Source organism: Stenotrophomonas sp. STEN225, from assembly GCF_056756445.1.
Genome location: NZ_JBRRBV010000002.1, coordinates 1 through 14721 on the forward strand (window position 1 = coordinate 1; position 14721 = coordinate 14721).

The 14721-nt window shown below is 66.8% G+C and carries 17 protein-coding genes; 5 read left to right on the forward strand and 12 right to left on the reverse strand.

Annotation, left to right across the window (positions count from 1 at the left end; genetic code table 11):
* The first annotated feature begins 214 nt into the window (after window positions 1-214).
* On the forward strand, window positions 215-2107 hold the full coding sequence (gene htpG / locus ACVOJ1_RS02185) for a molecular chaperone HtpG (protein ID WP_053517309.1): 1893 nt from the start codon (window positions 215-217) through the stop codon (window positions 2105-2107).
* Window positions 2108-2177: 70 nt separating this feature from the next.
* Here htpG and ACVOJ1_RS02190 read toward each other — a convergent pair whose 3' ends face one another.
* Complete coding sequence (locus tag ACVOJ1_RS02190) at window positions 2178-2477, reverse strand: hypothetical protein (protein WP_193395520.1); 300 nt, start codon at window positions 2475-2477, stop codon at window positions 2178-2180.
* 129 nt (window positions 2478-2606) lie between these two features.
* Here ACVOJ1_RS02190 and ftsY point away from each other — a divergent pair, with 129 nt between their 5' ends.
* Genes ftsY through ACVOJ1_RS02205 form a run of 3 tightly spaced genes read left to right on the forward strand, consistent with a single transcriptional unit; the run spans window position 2607 to window position 5288 of the window.
* Window positions 2607-3908 (forward strand): signal recognition particle-docking protein FtsY, encoded by a 1302-nt coding sequence (gene ftsY, locus ACVOJ1_RS02195; protein ID WP_065181286.1) that lies wholly within the window; start codon window positions 2607-2609, stop codon window positions 3906-3908.
* Window positions 3901-5013 (forward strand): A/G-specific adenine glycosylase, encoded by a 1113-nt coding sequence (gene mutY, locus ACVOJ1_RS02200; RefSeq protein WP_231107715.1) that lies wholly within the window; start codon window positions 3901-3903, stop codon window positions 5011-5013. Before ftsY ends, mutY begins: the two co-directional genes overlap by 8 nt.
* Before the next feature lie 5 nt (window positions 5014-5018).
* Window positions 5019-5288, forward strand: a complete 270-nt coding sequence (locus ACVOJ1_RS02205) for an oxidative damage protection protein (RefSeq protein WP_065174958.1) — start codon at window positions 5019-5021, stop codon at window positions 5286-5288.
* A gap of 18 nt (window positions 5289-5306) precedes the next feature.
* Here the strand turns inward: ACVOJ1_RS02205 and ACVOJ1_RS02210 are convergent, their stop codons facing one another.
* The 10 genes from ACVOJ1_RS02210 to ACVOJ1_RS02255 form a co-directional block, all read right to left on the reverse strand.
* The gene (locus ACVOJ1_RS02210) at window positions 5307-5756 is read right to left on the reverse strand and encodes a DUF6491 family protein (RefSeq protein ID WP_053517332.1); all 450 of its coding nucleotides are present in this window, start codon (window positions 5754-5756) and stop codon (window positions 5307-5309) included.
* A gap of 107 nt (window positions 5757-5863) precedes the next feature.
* Window positions 5864-6682, reverse strand: a complete 819-nt coding sequence (locus tag ACVOJ1_RS02215; protein ID WP_065174957.1) for an ATP-binding cassette domain-containing protein — start codon at window positions 6680-6682, stop codon at window positions 5864-5866.
* Window positions 6675-7916, reverse strand: coding sequence for a lipoprotein-releasing ABC transporter permease subunit (locus ACVOJ1_RS02220; RefSeq protein WP_065174956.1), 1242 nt, complete (start codon window positions 7914-7916; stop codon window positions 6675-6677). Before ACVOJ1_RS02220 ends, ACVOJ1_RS02215 begins: the two co-directional genes overlap by 8 nt.
* 23 nt (window positions 7917-7939) lie before the next feature.
* Entirely contained in the window at window positions 7940-8389 is a 450-nt protein-coding gene (locus tag ACVOJ1_RS02225; protein ID WP_081279720.1) for a hypothetical protein, read from the reverse strand.
* On the reverse strand, window positions 8340-8588 hold the full coding sequence (locus tag ACVOJ1_RS02230; protein WP_053517299.1) for an FAD assembly factor SdhE: 249 nt from the start codon (window positions 8586-8588) through the stop codon (window positions 8340-8342). The genes ACVOJ1_RS02225 and ACVOJ1_RS02230 overlap by 50 nt, the downstream gene beginning before the upstream one ends.
* Window positions 8589-8678: 90 nt before the next feature.
* Window positions 8679-9464: a succinate dehydrogenase iron-sulfur subunit gene (locus ACVOJ1_RS02235; RefSeq protein WP_053517298.1), complete on the reverse strand. Its 786-nt coding sequence runs from the start codon at window positions 9462-9464 to the stop codon at window positions 8679-8681.
* A 67-nt stretch (window positions 9465-9531) separates the two neighbouring features.
* Window positions 9532-11322 carry a succinate dehydrogenase flavoprotein subunit gene (gene sdhA / locus ACVOJ1_RS02240; protein ID WP_053517296.1) on the reverse strand — a complete coding sequence of 597 codons (1791 nt, stop codon included), beginning with the start codon at window positions 11320-11322 and terminating at the stop codon, window positions 9532-9534.
* 31 nt (window positions 11323-11353) lie between these two features.
* Window positions 11354-11740, reverse strand: coding sequence for a succinate dehydrogenase, hydrophobic membrane anchor protein (sdhD, locus tag ACVOJ1_RS02245; protein ID WP_053517295.1), 387 nt, complete (start codon window positions 11738-11740; stop codon window positions 11354-11356).
* Complete coding sequence (sdhC, locus tag ACVOJ1_RS02250) at window positions 11737-12129, reverse strand: succinate dehydrogenase, cytochrome b556 subunit (RefSeq protein WP_004153151.1); 393 nt, start codon at window positions 12127-12129, stop codon at window positions 11737-11739. Before sdhC ends, sdhD begins: the two co-directional genes overlap by 4 nt.
* Before the next feature lie 56 nt (window positions 12130-12185).
* Window positions 12186-12356 (reverse strand): DUF1674 domain-containing protein, encoded by a 171-nt coding sequence (locus tag ACVOJ1_RS02255; RefSeq protein ID WP_074901279.1) that lies wholly within the window; start codon window positions 12354-12356, stop codon window positions 12186-12188.
* Between the two features lie 39 nt (window positions 12357-12395).
* Between ACVOJ1_RS02255 and ygfZ the strand changes: the two genes are divergently transcribed.
* Window positions 12396-13268: a CAF17-like 4Fe-4S cluster assembly/insertion protein YgfZ gene (gene ygfZ, locus ACVOJ1_RS02260; RefSeq protein WP_253118841.1), complete on the forward strand. Its 873-nt coding sequence runs from the start codon at window positions 12396-12398 to the stop codon at window positions 13266-13268.
* Between the two features lie 69 nt (window positions 13269-13337).
* Here the strand turns inward: ygfZ and ACVOJ1_RS02265 are convergent, their stop codons facing one another.
* The gene (locus tag ACVOJ1_RS02265) at window positions 13338-14420 is read right to left on the reverse strand and encodes an ABC transporter ATP-binding protein (protein WP_065174953.1); all 1083 of its coding nucleotides are present in this window, start codon (window positions 14418-14420) and stop codon (window positions 13338-13340) included.
* Window positions 14421-14721: the final 301 nt, after the last annotated feature.

A 14721-nucleotide genomic window follows, 5' to 3' on the forward strand; every position in this document is an offset into this window, starting at 1 on the left:
GGCGCCATCCATGGCGCCAACGGTCCTGCCACCCCACACCGCCCCGCCAAGCAAGCAGACAACCCAGAGCCGCTTTAGCCCTGGCTTTTGCTCTGGCCTCTGCGGGTGCAGGGCGCCGCCCTGCCCGACCAACCCCCTTGATTTCGGGACAATCACCCCTACCCCTTGGCGAGGCCGCACGCGCTGGCGCGGCATTGCACACGGAGCCCTATCGATGACCGAGACGACCCAGACCGAAACCCTTGGCTTCCAGACCGAAGTCAAGCAGCTGCTGCAGTTGATGATCCACTCGCTGTACTCCAACAAGGAGATCTTCCTGCGCGAGCTGGTGTCCAATGCCGCCGACGCGGCCGACAAGCTGCGCTTCGAGGCGCTGACCCAGCCGTCCCTGCTGGAAGACGACAGCGACCTGCGCGTGCGCGTCAGTTTCGACCCGGCCGCCCACACCATCACCATCGAGGACAACGGCATCGGCATGAGCCGCGCCGAGGCCATCGCCCACCTCGGCACCATTGCCAAGTCCGGTACCGGCGACTTCCTGCGCCAGCTGTCCGGCGACCAGAAGAAGGACTCGCAGCTGATCGGCCAGTTCGGTGTCGGCTTCTACAGCGCGTTCATCGTCGCCGACGAAGTCGAAGTCACCTCGCGGCGGGCCGGCCTGGCCAGCAGCGAAGGCGTGCGCTGGACCTCGCGCGGCGAAGGCGACTTCGATGTCGCGACCCTCGACAAGCCCGAGCGCGGCACCCGCATCGTGCTGCACCTGAAGGACGGCGAACACGACTTTGCCGATGGCTGGCGCCTGCGCAGCATCCTCAAGAAGTACTCCGACCACATCGGCCTGCCGATCCAGATGCCGAAGGAAGGGGGTGAAGAGGGCGCGGCGGTCGAATGGGAAACCGTCAACCGTGCCAGCGCGCTGTGGACCCGTCCGCGCACCGAGATCAGCGACGCCGAGTACAGCGAGTTCTACAAGCACGTGGCACACGACCACAGCGATCCGCTGGCGTGGAGCCACAACAAGGTCGAAGGCAAGCTGGAGTACACCTCGCTGCTGTACGTGCCGGGCCGTGCACCATTCGATCTGTATCACCGCGATGCGCCCAAGGGCCTGAAGCTGTATGTCCAGCGCGTGTTCGTGATGGACCAGGCCGAGCAGTTCCTGCCGCTGTACCTGCGCTTCATCAAGGGCGTGGTCGATTCCAACGACCTGTCGCTGAACGTCTCGCGCGAGATCCTGCAGTCCGGCCCGGTCATCGATTCGATGAAGGCCGCGCTGACCAAGCGCTCGCTGGACATGCTGGAGAAGCTGGCAACCGACAAGCCCGAGCAGTACGCCACGTTCTGGAAGGAGTTCGGCCAGGTGCTGAAGGAAGGACCGGCCGAGGACTACAACAACCGCGAGAAGGTGGCCGGCCTGCTGCGCTTCGCCTCCACCCGTGGCGAGGGCGATGCCCAGACCGTCTCGCTGGCCGACTACATCGGTCGCATGGCCGAAGGCCAGGACAAGATCTACTACCTGACCGGCGAGAGCTACAGCCAGGTCCGCAACAGCCCGCACCTGGAAGTGTTCCGCAAGAAGGGCGTGGAAGTGCTGCTGCTGACCGACCGCATCGACGAATGGCTGATGGGTTACCTGACCGACTTCGACGGCAAGGGCTTTGTCGACATCGCCCGTGGCGACCTCGACCTCGGCGCGCTGGAGACCGAGTCGGACAAGCAGGAACAGGAAGCGGCGGCCAAGGACAAGCAGGCCCTGATCGAGCGGCTGAAGGCGGTGCTTGGCGACGACGTGGCCGAAGTCCGCGTGTCGCACCGGCTGACCGATTCGCCAGCGGTGCTGGCCATCGGCGAACAGGATCTGGGGCTGCAGATGCGCCAGATCCTGGAAGCCAGCGGCCAGAAGGTGCCTGACAGCAAGCCGGTGCTGGAGATCAATCCGGGGCACCCGTTGATCGCCAAGCTCGATGGCGAGGCCGATGGTGATCGTTTCGATGATCTCGGCCGCGTGCTGTTCGACCAGGCCGCGCTCGCGGCCGGCGACAGCCTGAAGGACCCGGGCGCCTACGTTGCGCGCCTGAACAAGCTGCTGCTGGAACTGTCGGCCTGACACGCTGGGTGGTCGCCGGGCATGGCCCGGCGCTGCCAGGCGCTGGCTGTCATCTGCCAGGCCGGGCTGCTCAGGCCCGGCGATCCAGCAGCGACCCCAGCATCTGGTCCTGGCGGCGGACCAGCGAAGCGTTGGCGGCGAAGGCCACCACCTCCGCGTTTGCCGCCAGCAGATCAGCCAGCGGCGCGGCGGGATCGGCGCCGGCAGCGGTCACCCGGGTCTGCACCCCACCCTGTTCCACCGCCGCGCGCTGCACCTGCAGGCGCGGCGCATCGGCTGTCGCCAGGTTGGCCACGTTGTGCGCGGCCACCTGCACGCCTTGTGCTGCGGCCCGCATGCCGCTCCAGGCCGTTGCCATCACGTTGTCCATGGCGGTCTCCGGGCCGCCCGGTGCAGCCCTCCGAAGCCATTAGCGGCTGGCCGGCCGCGACCTTGAGTCCACATCGGGCAGACGGGCTCGGGTGGTAGCATATCCCTCTGATTTCAGCGCCTTTTGCCAATGCTCAGTTTTTTCCGCCGCAAGAAGCCCCAGGACGCCGCCACACCGGACGCGCCCAAGACCCAGCACTACTCGGCTGAAGAGCTGGCGGCGGCATTCCCGTCGGCCGCGCCCGTCGAGGACACCACGGTCGTAGCCGACGCCCCGCCAGCCGTGGCTCCGGCTGAGGCGGTGCCCGTCCCGGCGCCGCCCGCCGCTGCCCCGGCGTCCCCGCCGGCGCCGGCAGCGACCGAACGCGTCCTGGCACCGGAAGACTTCGAGGCCGAGGCACGTGCCGCCGCAGCCGTGCTCGCCCCGCTGGCTCCGGTGATCCCCGCACAGCAGCCCTCCGCACCGGCCGCCGACCTGCCGGTGCTGGTGGATGCCGCCCCGGCCCCCGCCGGCAAGTCCGGCTGGCGCGAACGCCTGCGCAACAGCGTCATCGCGCGCAGCTTTGGCGGCCTGTTCTCGCGCAATCCCAAGCTCGACGATGACCTGCTGGACGAACTGGAAACCGCGCTGATCACCGCCGATGTCGGCGTCGGTGCGACCACCGAGCTGGTCGAAGGCCTGCGCAGACGCATGAAGGCACGTGAGTTCGCCGATGCCAACGCACTGCTGGGCGCACTGCGTGCCGACCTGATCGCGATCCTGCAGCCGGTCGCCAGGCCACTGGTGATCGATCGCAACGCCAGGCCCTTCGTGGTGCTGACCGTTGGCGTCAACGGTGTCGGCAAGACCACCACCATCGGCAAGCTGGCCAAGCGCTTCAAGGACGACGGGCACAGCCTGATGCTGGCCGCCGGCGATACCTTCCGTGCCGCTGCCGTGGCCCAGCTGCAGGCCTGGGGCGAGCGCAACGGCGTGGCCGTGGTGGCCCAGGGCCAGAACGCCGACGCCGCCTCGGTGGCCTACGACGCGCTGCAGGCCGGCAAGGCGCGCGGCACGTCGGTGCTGATTGCCGATACCGCCGGCCGCCTGCATACCCAGTCCGGCCTGATGAACGAGCTGGGCAAGATCCGTCGTGTGCTCGGCAAGATCGATCCCGCTGCGCCGCACGAGGTGCTGATGGTGATCGACGGCACCACCGGCCAGAACGCGCTGTCGCAGCTGCGCCAGTTCAACGCCGCGGTGAACGTGACCGGCCTGGTGGTGACCAAGCTGGACGGCACCGCAAAGGGCGGCGTGGTGTTCGCACTGGCCCGCGAGTTCGGCATTCCGATCCGTTTCGCCGGCATCGGTGAACGCCCTGAAGATCTGCGTGAATTCGATCCGGAAGCCTTCGTCGACGCGCTGCTGCCCGAAGCGCTTGGCAGTGCCTGAGGCCACCGTCGTGCCCGCGGGCGACCCGTTCGTCGCCCGCCTGCTGCACTGGTTCGACGACCACGGCCGCCACGACCTGCCCTGGCAGCATCCGCGCAGCCCCTATCGGGTCTGGTTGTCGGAGATCATGCTGCAGCAGACCCAGGTGGCCACGGTCATCCCCTACTTCCAGCGGTTCCTGCAGCATTTCCCGACCCTGCCCGCGCTGGCCGCGGCCAGCAACGATGCAGTGATGGCGCAGTGGGCCGGGCTGGGCTACTACGCCCGTGCGCGCAACCTGCATGCGGCGGCCCAGCGCTGCGTGGAACTGCATGACGGCGAACTGCCGCGTGATTTCGACGCGCTGCATGCGCTGCCCGGCATCGGCCGCAGCACTGCAGGCGCGATCCTCAGCCAGGCCTGGAACGACCGGTTTCCGATCCTCGACGGCAACGTCAAGCGCGTGCTCAGCCGGTATCACGGCATCGAAGGCTTCCCCGGCCTGCCAGCCATCGAAAAGCAGTTGTGGGCCATCGCCGAAGCGCACGCGGCCCAGGTGCCGGATGGCCGGATGGCCGACTACACGCAGGCGCAGATGGACCTCGGTGCCACCGTGTGCAGCCGCGCCAGGCCCGCCTGCGTGATCTGCCCGCAGCAGCAGGACTGCGTGGCGCGCCGCGAAGGCCGGACCGCCGAGCTGCCCACGCCGAAGCCAGGCAAGGCCCTGCCCGAACGCGAAGCCGTGGCCCTGCTGCTGCGCGATGCCCAGCAGCGCGTGCTGCTGCAGAAGCGACCGGAGACCGGCATCTGGGCGCAACTGTGGACCCTGCCGCAGGCCGACGCCGGTGAAGCGCTGCAGGACTGGTTCGATGCACACGTGGACGGCTCGCTGGAAGATGCCGACGAGCTGCCGGTGCTGCAGCACACCTTCAGCCACTACAGGCTGCACCTGCAGATCCTGTCGCGACAGGTACGCGGCCTGCGCGTGGAAGAATCCTCGCTGCGCTGGGTCACCGCCGACGAACTGCCGACGCTGGGCTTGCCGGCTCCCATCCGCAAGCTGCTTGATGGCACCGCGATCAAACCGCCACAACGCAGATCCAAGAAACCCCGCAACCACGAGTGAGTGCCATGCCCCGAACCGTCTTCTGCCAGTACGAACAACGCGATGCCGAGGGCCTGGACTTCGTGCCCTATCCGGGCGAACTGGGCCAGCGCATCTTCAACCACATCGGCAAGCAGGCCTGGGCGGCATGGCTGGCGCACCAGACGATGCTGATCAACGAGAACCGCCTGTCACCGCGCGACCCGAAGCACCGCGCGTTCCTGGAAGGGGAACTGGTCAAGTTCCTGTTCGAGAAGGACGCGGAGAAGCCCGCCGGCTTCATCCCGGAAGCCTGATCCGGAGATGGCGCCGGCCTAGTTCGCCGGCTCCTCGCGCTCCTGCACCTGCGCCTGCCGCAGCTCCTGTTCCGAAGCACGCAGCGCCTTCACGTCAAGCTTGCGGATGCTGCTGATGAAGCACGGCAGGCGCGGGCCTCCGGTCGGGTCACGGACCAGCACCTTGTCGAAGCGGGCCGACACGCGGTTCATGCGGCTGGTCAGGCCGATGGCGGTCGCAAACGACAGATCCTGGCAGGGGCCGTTCAATTCCAGCAGGTAGGCCTCGCTGGGCCGGGTCCATACCGCCAGTGCACTGTCGCCCAGTTCGGTCCAGCCGTTGAGGCTGCCGAAGAACTGCATGTCATTCTGCGGTGCGCCGGCGTGCGCCCGGTACAGGTCCAGCCGCTCGGCACTGCTCAGGCGGCCGGTGGTCGCACACGCGGCCAGGGCAAGGCAGAGCCCTGCGATCACAAGCGGGGTCTTCATGTCGATCTCCACGGGGAACCGGGGGCCATCATGCGCCTGCCCGGGTATGGGCGGCGAGAATCCCGGCGCCACCGTTCAGGCGCCGGGAGGTGCACGTTGCCGGCCGCTCAGACGTCGGCGTGGGCCAGCTCGTGCAGGCGCCCTTCGCGCAGCTCCAGCACCCGGTCCAGGCGCCGCGCCAGGCCGCGGTCGTGGGTGACCAGCACCAGGCTGGTATGGCGGGCACGATTGAGTTCGAGCATCAGGTCGAACACGGTGCCGGCCGTGCGATCGTCCAGGTTTCCGGTCGGCTCGTCGCCCAGCACGCAGGCCGGATGGTTCACCAGCGCGCGCGCCACCGCCGCACGTTGGCGCTCGCCACCGGAAAGCTCGCCCGGTTTGTGGTCCAGGCGATGGCCCAGCCCGACCGACTCCAGCAGCAAGGTTGCGCGCGCGGCCGCCTCCTCCACTTCAGGACGACCACGGACGAAGGCGGTGGCTCCGTTGACGATGCTGGCCAGCGCCGTCCCCACCACGCCCAGGCCGGCGAACATCGCCCGCTGTGACATCGGCGAATGCGAGCGGGACAGCAGCAGCGGCATCATCACGTTTTCCAGCGCGGTGAATTCCGGCAGCAGGTGATGGAACTGGTAGACAAAGCCCAGCGCCTGGTTGCGCAGCAGGCCACGTGCGGTATCCGACAGCGCCGACATGCGTTGACCGGCCACGTACACCTCGCCGGCACTGGGTACGTCCAGTCCCCCCAGCAGGTGCAGCAGCGTGCTCTTGCCGGCACCGGACGCGCCGATGATGGCCACGGTTTCACCCGCGGTGACGGTCAGGTTCAGGCCGTCGAATACCGGGGTCTGCATGCGCCCTTCGGCATAGATCTTGCCGAGGTGCTCGGCGCGGATCACTTCCTGGCCGCGGTCAAAGGCTTCATTCATAGCGCAGGGCCTCCGCCGGCTGGGTGCGTGCCGCCCGCCAGGCGGGATACAGGGTGGCCAGGAAGCTCATCAGCAGCGCGACCACGGTGATCACCACCACGTCGCCGGTCTGCATGTCCGTCGGCAGGCCGGTGATGTAGTACACGTCTTCCGGCAGCAGCTTGACGTTGAATACGCGCTCGATGGCACCGAGGATGCGTTCCAGGTTGAAGGTCAGGGTGATGCCGCCGATCAGTCCGGCCAGCGTGCCGAAGATGCCGATCAACGAGCCCTGCACCATGAACACCTGCATCACCCCGGCCGGGGTCAGGCCAAGCGTGCGCAGGATGGCGATGTCCGCCTGCTTGTCGGTGACCAGCATCACCTGCGAGGACACCAGATTGAACGCGCCCATGGCGATGATCAGCGACAGCAGGATGCCCATCACCACTTTTTCCATGCGCAGCGAGTGGTAGAGATTGGCGTTCTGCTGGGTCCAGTCACTCACGCGATAGGCGCCGCCGAGGTTCTGCGCAAGGTCCACGCCGACTTCCAGCGAGCGGTCCATGTCGTGCAGCTTCAGGCGCACGCCGGTCGCGCCATCGGCGCGCAGTACGCGCTCGAGATCCTTCATGTTGGCGAAGCCGACGCCGCGGTCGACCTCGTTGTAGCCGGCCTCGAAAATACCGCTGACGGTGAAGCGTTTCATCCGCGGAACGGCGCCTGCAGGTGTGCCCTGCACTTCGGCGAAGGTCACCAGCACCTGGTCGCCGACATCGACGCCCAGCCAGATCGCCAGTTCCTTGCCCAGCAGCAGATTGAAGCTGCCGGGTTTCAGGCTGTCGTAGCTGCCCTTGACCACCTTCTGGTCGATCACCGACACCTTCGGCTCCAGTGCCGGGTCGATGCCCTGGATGATCGCACCCTGCACGCGCGGGCCACTGATCATCGACTGGATCTCGATATAGGGTGCGGCGCCCGCCACGCGCGGGTCCTTGTTGGCCACGTCCACCACGCGCATCCAGTCCGGCATGGGCTCGCCGTCGCGACTGATGGTGGTATGCGCCGTCATCTGCAGCAGGCGGCTGCGGATTTCCTTCTGGAAGCCGCTCATCACCGCCAGGGTGGTGATCAGCACCGTAACGCCGAGCGCGATGCCCAGGATCGATGCCATCGAAATGAAGGAGATGAAGCCGTTGCGGCGCTTGGCGCGCAGGTAGCGCAGGCCGATGGCCACGGGAATGGGTTTGAACATGCAGGCACGCCGGACGATTCAGCCTATGGTGCCATCGACCGGGCTCGACGGGAAACGGCGCGTGCGGCGACGGCCAGTCGCAGTTCACGTCGCTGCCGGGCATCGAGTACATCCGGCCAGAACAGCAGCCGCCGTTGCCGCCGCCCCTGGCGCCCATGCAGCAACAGCCACGGGCCGCGGATCACCAGCTGTGGAGCGTCCAGCGCCTGCCCCGCCACCTGCAGCGGAGCGGGCAACGCGGGCAGGCACACCCTCACCTTCGGCCGGCGCAGGCGCCAGAAGAGCTCGGCCAGGCCCAGCGCCCAGACCAGCAGTACGACGGGAACCAGGGCGTCTCGGGGCAGATCCGAAGCGCGCAGCAGCCAGGGGGCGGCGAGCAGTACCGCCAGCTGGGCACCCGCCTGCAGCCGTGAAGGACGCCACTCAAGGCTTGAGGGCGCGGATCCTGTCCATGAGCGGGATGGCGTGCGCATGCGGGCAGACCTCGTAGCCCATGAACCAGCGCCACAATTTATCGTCCTCACAGTCGAGCAGGAACAGGAAAACCTCGCGCTCTTCGGTCGGCGCAGCGCTCCATTCGCGGTCGAGGTAACGTTCGAACAGCTGGTCCAGTTCGCGCATGCCACGCCGGCAGCGCCAGCGCAGCTTCTTCAGCAGGGTTTCTTCATCCATTGCAGGCCTCCAGATACAGCGAAGCCACGCATGGCGTGGCTCGGCTGGGGTGCGTGCGGCCGCCGTCGATGCGGCCGCATGCGGGATGGATCAGGCGCGACGCTCCATCATGAGCTTCTTGATCTCGGCAATCGCCAACGCCGGGTTCAGGCCCTTCGGGCAGGTGCGGGCGCAGTTCATGATGGTGTGGCAGCGGTACAGCTTGAACGGATCTTCCAGATCGTCCAGGCGCGCACCGGTGTCCTCATCGCGCGAGTCGATGATCCAGCGGTAGGCCTGCAGCAGGATCGCCGGCCCCAGGTAACGCTCGCCGTTCCACCAGTAGCTCGGGCAGCTGGTCGAGCAGCAGGCGCACAGGATGCACTCGTACAGGCCATCGAGCTTCTTGCGGTCTTCCGGCGACTGCAGGCGCTCGCGATCCGGCGGCGCCGGCGTCTGCGTGCGGATCCACGGCTTGATCGAGGCGTACTGCGCGTAGAAGTGGGTCAGGTCCGGAACCAGATCCTTGACCACGTTCATGTGCGGCAGCGGGTAGATCGGCACTTCCTTCTTGCCGCAGTCCGCGATGGCGCGGGTGCAGGCCAGCGTGTTGGTGCCGTCGATGTTCATCGCGCACGAACCGCAGATGCCTTCGCGGCAGGAGCGACGGAAGGTCAGGGTCGGATCGATCTCGTTCTTGATCTTGATCAGCGCGTCCAGGACCATCGGGCCGCAGGCGTCCAGATCGACCTCATAGGTATCGGTGCGCGGATTGCTGTCGTCATCCGGACTCCAGCGGTAGATCTTGAAGGTACGCACGTTCTTGCCGCCGTTCTTGACGGGGAAGTGCTGGCCCTTCGTGATCTTGGAATTCTTGGGGAGTGAAAACTCGGCCATGGCTGCTCTCGTTGGCTCAGGCGGCCCGCGCCCTCAAGGCGCGGATTGCATGGTAGGCGGGGTCGGATCAGTACACGCGCGGCTTCGGCGGCACCACGGACACGTCATCGGTCAACGTGTACATGTGCACCGGACGGTAGTCGAAGCTGCACTTGCCCTTCTCGTCGACGCTGACCAGGGTGTGCTTCTGCCAGTTGACGTCGTCGCGGTCCGGGAAGTCCTCGTGCGCATGCGCGCCGCGGCTTTCCTTGCGCTGTTCGGCCGAGTTGATCGTCGCCACCGCGTTGAGCAGCAGGTTGTTCAGCTCGTAGGTCTCGATCAGGTCCGAGTTCCACACCAGCGAACGGTCCGAGACCTTCACGTCCTGGAACGAATCGAAGATCTTGTCCATCTTCTCGCAGCCTTCCTTCAGCGTCTGGCTGGTGCGGAAGACGGCCGCGTCGGCCTGCATGGTGCGCTGCATGCGGTCGCGGATGACCGAGGTCGGGGTATCGCCGTTGGCGTGGCGCAGCTTGTCCAGCAGGCCCAGCGCCTTGTCGCAGGCATCGGCCGGCAGCGGCTTGTGCGCCGCGCCCGGCTTGATGGTCTCGGCACAGCGGTTGGCCACCGCGCGGCCGAACACCACCAGATCCAGCAGCGAGTTGGAGCCCAGGCGGTTGGCGCCGTGCACGGACACGCAGGCGGCTTCGCCGATGGCGTACAGGCCCGGCACCACGGCATCGGGGTTGTCGCCGACCTTGCGCACCACTTCACCGTGGTAGTTGGTCGGGATGCCCCCCATGTTGTAGTGCACGGTCGGGATGACCGGGATCGGCTGCTTGTGCACGTCGACGCCGGCGAAGATGCGGGCGCTCTCGGCGATGCCCGGCAGCTTGTCATCGATCACGCCCGGGCCCAGGTGGGTCAGGTCGAGCAGGATGTGATCCTTGTGCTCGCCGACACCGCGGCCTTCGCGGATCTCGATGGTCATCGAACGGCTGACCACGTCGCGCGATGCCAGATCCTTGTAATGCGGTGCATAGCGCTCCATGAAGCGCTCGCCGCTGCTGTTGCGCAGGATGCCACCTTCACCGCGGACACCCTCGGTGATCAGGCAGCCGGCGCCGTAGATGCCGGTCGGGTGGAACTGCACGAACTCCATGTCCTGCATGGCGATGCCGGCACGCATGGCCAGGCCGCCACCGTCGCCGGTGCAGGTATGCGCGGAAGTTGCGCTGAAATAGGCTCGGCCGTAGCCGCCGGTGGCCAGTACCACGCCCTGGGCGCGGAACAGGTGCAGCGTGCCGTCGGACATGTCCAGGGCCAGCACGCCGCGGCAGACGCCTTCGTCGTCGAAGATCAGGTCGAGCGCGAAGTACTCGATCATGAAGCGCGCGTCGTGCTTCAGCGACTGCTGGTACAGCGTATGCAGCATCGCGTGGCCGGTACGGTCGGCCGCCGCGCAGGTGCGCTGCGCCGCCGGGCCTTCGCCGTACTTGGTGGTCATGCCACCGAACGGGCGCTGGTAGATCTTGCCTTCGGCGGTACGCGAGAACGGCACGCCGTAGTGCTCGAGCTCGATGATGGCCGGAATGGCCTCACGGCACATGTATTCGATGGCGTCCTGGTCGCCCAGCCAGTCCGACCCCTTGATGGTGTCGAAGAAGTGGTAACGCCAGTCGTCCTCACCCATGTTGCCGAGCGCGGCGGAGATACCGCCCTGGGCGGCGACGGTGTGCGAACGGGTCGGGAAGACCTTGGTCAGGCACACGGTCTGCAGGCCCTTGGCGGCCAGGCCGAACGTGGCACGCAGGCCGGCGCCGCCGGCGCCCACCACGACCATGTCGTACTTGTGTTCGGTGATCTTGTAAGCGGACATCTAGTCTGGATTCCTGTGTAGGTGCCTGGGCTCAGGCAACGCCGAGGGCGATGCGGCCCACCGCGAACACACTGACGATCATGCCGAGCACGGCGACGAACTTCACCGCGGTCTGCAGCACCAGGGCCAGCAGCGATTCGTGGATGTAATCTTCCAGCACGACCTGCATGCCGAGCTGTGCGTGCCAGAACATGGCGATCAGCAGGCCGATCAGCGGCACCGCGTTCCACGGCTTGGCGATGGCAGCAGTGGCGGTCGCGTAGTCGGAACCCAGCAGGCCCAGCACGAAGACCAGGAACCAGATCCCCAGCACCACCAGGGCGGCGGCGGTCAGGCGCTGGTGCACGAAGTGCTCGGTGCCGGTCTTGGCCGAACCCAGGCCACGCACGTTCTTCAGCGGAGTACGGAACTTGCTCACGCGGCACCTCCAAACATCACGTAGGCCCACACCAGCAGGGTGATCACCAGGCTGCCGATGACCGACAGCCAGCTGCTGCGGATGAAGGCGGGGATGCTGAAGCCGATGGCGAAGTCCTGCACCACATGGCGGATGCCATTGCACAGGTGATAGGCGAACGACCATGTCCACGCGAACAGGAACACGCGGCCATACCAGGCCCCGGCATGGCCGGTGAAGCAGTTCCACGAATCGGGCCCCATCATCAGGGCCAGCAGGCCCGCAGCGATGATGAGGGCACCAACAGACAGAAAGACGCCAGTGGCTCGATGCAGGATCGAGGTGGCCATCTGAATCTGCCAGCGATACACCTGAAGGTGCGGGGAAAGTGGGCGTTGTCTGGTCGCCATTCGCTGGGCTCGTTGTCTCGGCTGGGCGGCACGCGGCCGCGTTGGCTCAATGCTGATCAGAAATCGATGCAGCGTCCGTTTTTCTCCCAATCGCCATACCGCACCGGATCGAGTCCGCCGCGGCCGCCGAATTCCTCTGCCTTTTCCTGTTCCACGGGCACGGGTGCCGCAGGGACCAGCGGGGCTTCAGTTTCGTCGTCGGGAGTGGGGGTTGTTTGGCCTATCATGGTCGGTCTCGCAACGCACAAATTTTAGACCTCGTTCACGTGCCTGACAACCTGCCCCCTGCTTTCGTCGGATATCCACGCCTTCCGGGCCACCAGCTGGTGAGCCTGCAGGGCGTGGACGCAGCTGCCTTCGCCCACGCCCAGTTCAGCAGCGATGTCCTCGCTCTGCCCCAGCAGCACTGGCAGTGGAGCGCCTGGCTGAGTGCCAAGGGCCGCACCCTGGCGGTGTTCCAGCTGCTCCGGCTGGCTGAGGATCACGTGATGCTGGTGTTCGCCGATGGCGACGCGGATGCGACTGCGTCGCAACTGCAGCGTTTCGTGTTCCGCCGCAAGGTCAAGGTGCAGCTGCGCGACGATCTGGCCGTGGCCGGCGCGTTCACCGCACCGGAAGCGGCTACCGGCGCAGCGATCGCCGCCAATGCAGGCGGTTGGGAGCTGGACCTGGGCAGCGACGCGCTGCCGCGCGCGCTGCGCATCGGTGCCGCTGACACCTTCCCGGCCGGTGGGCCGGACGACGACGTGGCCTTTGCATTGGCCTGGCGCCAGGCTGACCTGCGGTATGGCCTGCCCCGGCTGGAGCAGAGCCAGCGCGAGGTGTGGACCCCGCAGCAGTTGGGGCTGGACCGTCTGAACGGCTACAGCGTGAAGAAAGGCTGCTACCCGGGCCAGGAAATCGTCGCCCGCACCCACTTCCTCGGCAAGGCCAAGCGCGCGGTGCAGCTGCTGCACACCCATGCGCCGGCGCAGGCCGGTGACGGCGTGCAGCAGGACGGCGCGGCACTGGGCACGATCGCCAGCGTGGCCGGCGATCTCGCGCTGGCGGTGCTGCCGCTTGAAACGAGCGACGCTGCGCTGCAGGTCGGCGATGCGCCCGCGCAGCGGATTCCACTGCTGGATGGCCTGGCGCGCTGAGGCTGCGCCCCATCCACGCAGGGCGGGGATCTGCCGATGACGCCGGGCATGGCCCGGCGCCACCAAGTCTTACAGGCGCTCGCCGGTTTCCGCGTTGAAGAAGTGCAGGCCCTGCGGATGGATCGAAACGCGGATGTCCTCGCCCACGGCCGGCAGCGCCTGCGGCGCCACCCGCATGGTCAGTGCATGCTGGCCGCTGCTGAGGTTGACGAAGATCTCGTTGCCGACCGGCTCGATGCCCTCGATGCGCGCAGTGAACGCATGCGCGTCATCTCCCGTCGCCGGCTGCAGGTGCTCCGGGCGCACGCCGACGTTGATCGGCTTCTGCAGCCACGCGGGGTCGATCGTGGCCTGGCCCAGCGGCGCGCGCCACTCACCCTCGACCACCGTCACGCCGCCCGCATCGCCCTGCAACGTCCCGCGCAGCACGTTCATCGCCGGGCTGCCGAGGAAACCGGCCACGAACAGGTTGGCCGGGCGGTCATACAGCGCCATCGGCGTATCGATCTGCTGGATGATGCCGTCCTTGAGCACCACGATGCGCTGGCCCAGCGTCATCGCTTCGACCTGGTCGTGCGTGACATAGATCATGGTCGTACCCAGCTTGCGGTGCAGCTGCGCGATCTCGGTACGCACGCTGTGGCGCAGCTTGGCATCGAGATTGGACAGCGGCTCGTCGAGCAGGAACACCGCAGGTTCGCGCACCAGCGCGCGCCCCAGCGCAACACGCTGGCGCTGGCCACCTGACATCGCCTTGGGCAGCTTGTCCATCATCTCGGTCAAGCCCAGCGTCTGCGCCGCTTCGGCAATCCGCCTGTCGATGGTGGCCTTGTCGTGGCCACGCAGCTTCAGGCCGAACGCCAGGTTCTCGGCCACGGTCATGTGCGGGTAAAGCGCATAACTCTGGAACACCATGGCGATGTCGCGATCCTTCGGTGCCACATCGTTGACCACGCGGTCACCGATGCTCAGCGTGCCACCGCTGATCTCTTCCAGGCCTGCCACCATCCGCAGCAGGGTCGACTTACCACAGCCGGAAGGACCGACCAGCACCATCAGTTCGCCATCGGCGACCTCGAAAGTGGCGTCCTTCACCGCAACCTGGCCGTTGTCGTAGACCTTGCGCACACCCTGCAACTGCACTTTTGCCATATCACCTGATCCGGTCTGCCCGACGCCGGGCTGTCTTTTGGGACTGCCTCGGCCCTCCCGATGGCAGCAATGATTGCGCGACTGCCGCATGACGGCGAGCACTGCAATCGAATACAGTTGCCCATTCTGCCATGTAAACGTTTTCACGTGGCACTATCCGATGGTCGGTGCGCACCGACCTGCGTCGGCGGACAATGGAACGTTCGCCGGTGCGGTGGTTTCGCATGGAACGGCCTGCTGGTATCCCCTGCAGATCGCGTTCCGCGAACCTCGGACAGGCAGTTGCGCGGATGTCCCCCGA

Bases quoted from the DNA above. Each gene is read 5' to 3' on its own strand.
- htpG (WP_053517309.1), top strand. From the start codon at position 215: ATGACCGAGACGACCCAGACCGAAACCCTTGGCTTCCAGACCGAAGTC.
- ACVOJ1_RS02190 (WP_193395520.1), bottom strand. From the start codon at position 2,477: ATGGACAACGTGATGGCAACGGCCTGGAGCGGCATGCGGGCCGCAGCA.
- ftsY (WP_065181286.1), top strand. From the start codon at position 2,607: ATGCTCAGTTTTTTCCGCCGCAAGAAGCCCCAGGACGCCGCCACACCG.
- ACVOJ1_RS02205 (WP_065174958.1), top strand. From the start codon at position 5,019: ATGCCCCGAACCGTCTTCTGCCAGTACGAACAACGCGATGCCGAGGGC.
- ACVOJ1_RS02210 (WP_053517332.1), bottom strand. From the start codon at position 5,756: ATGAAGACCCCGCTTGTGATCGCAGGGCTCTGCCTTGCCCTGGCCGCG.
- ACVOJ1_RS02215 (WP_065174957.1), bottom strand. From the start codon at position 6,682: ATGAATGAAGCCTTTGACCGCGGCCAGGAAGTGATCCGCGCCGAGCAC.
- ACVOJ1_RS02220 (WP_065174956.1), bottom strand. From the start codon at position 7,916: ATGTTCAAACCCATTCCCGTGGCCATCGGCCTGCGCTACCTGCGCGCC.
- ACVOJ1_RS02225 (WP_081279720.1), bottom strand. From the start codon at position 8,389: ATGCGCACGCCATCCCGCTCATGGACAGGATCCGCGCCCTCAAGCCTT.
- ACVOJ1_RS02230 (WP_053517299.1), bottom strand. From the start codon at position 8,588: ATGGATGAAGAAACCCTGCTGAAGAAGCTGCGCTGGCGCTGCCGGCGT.
- ACVOJ1_RS02235 (WP_053517298.1), bottom strand. From the start codon at position 9,464: ATGGCCGAGTTTTCACTCCCCAAGAATTCCAAGATCACGAAGGGCCAG.
- sdhA (WP_053517296.1), bottom strand. From the start codon at position 11,322: ATGTCCGCTTACAAGATCACCGAACACAAGTACGACATGGTCGTGGTG.
- sdhC (WP_004153151.1), bottom strand. From the start codon at position 12,129: ATGGCGACCAGACAACGCCCACTTTCCCCGCACCTTCAGGTGTATCGC.
- ACVOJ1_RS02255 (WP_074901279.1), bottom strand. From the start codon at position 12,356: ATGATAGGCCAAACAACCCCCACTCCCGACGACGAAACTGAAGCCCCG.
- ACVOJ1_RS02265 (WP_065174953.1), bottom strand. From the start codon at position 14,420: ATGGCAAAAGTGCAGTTGCAGGGTGTGCGCAAGGTCTACGACAACGGC.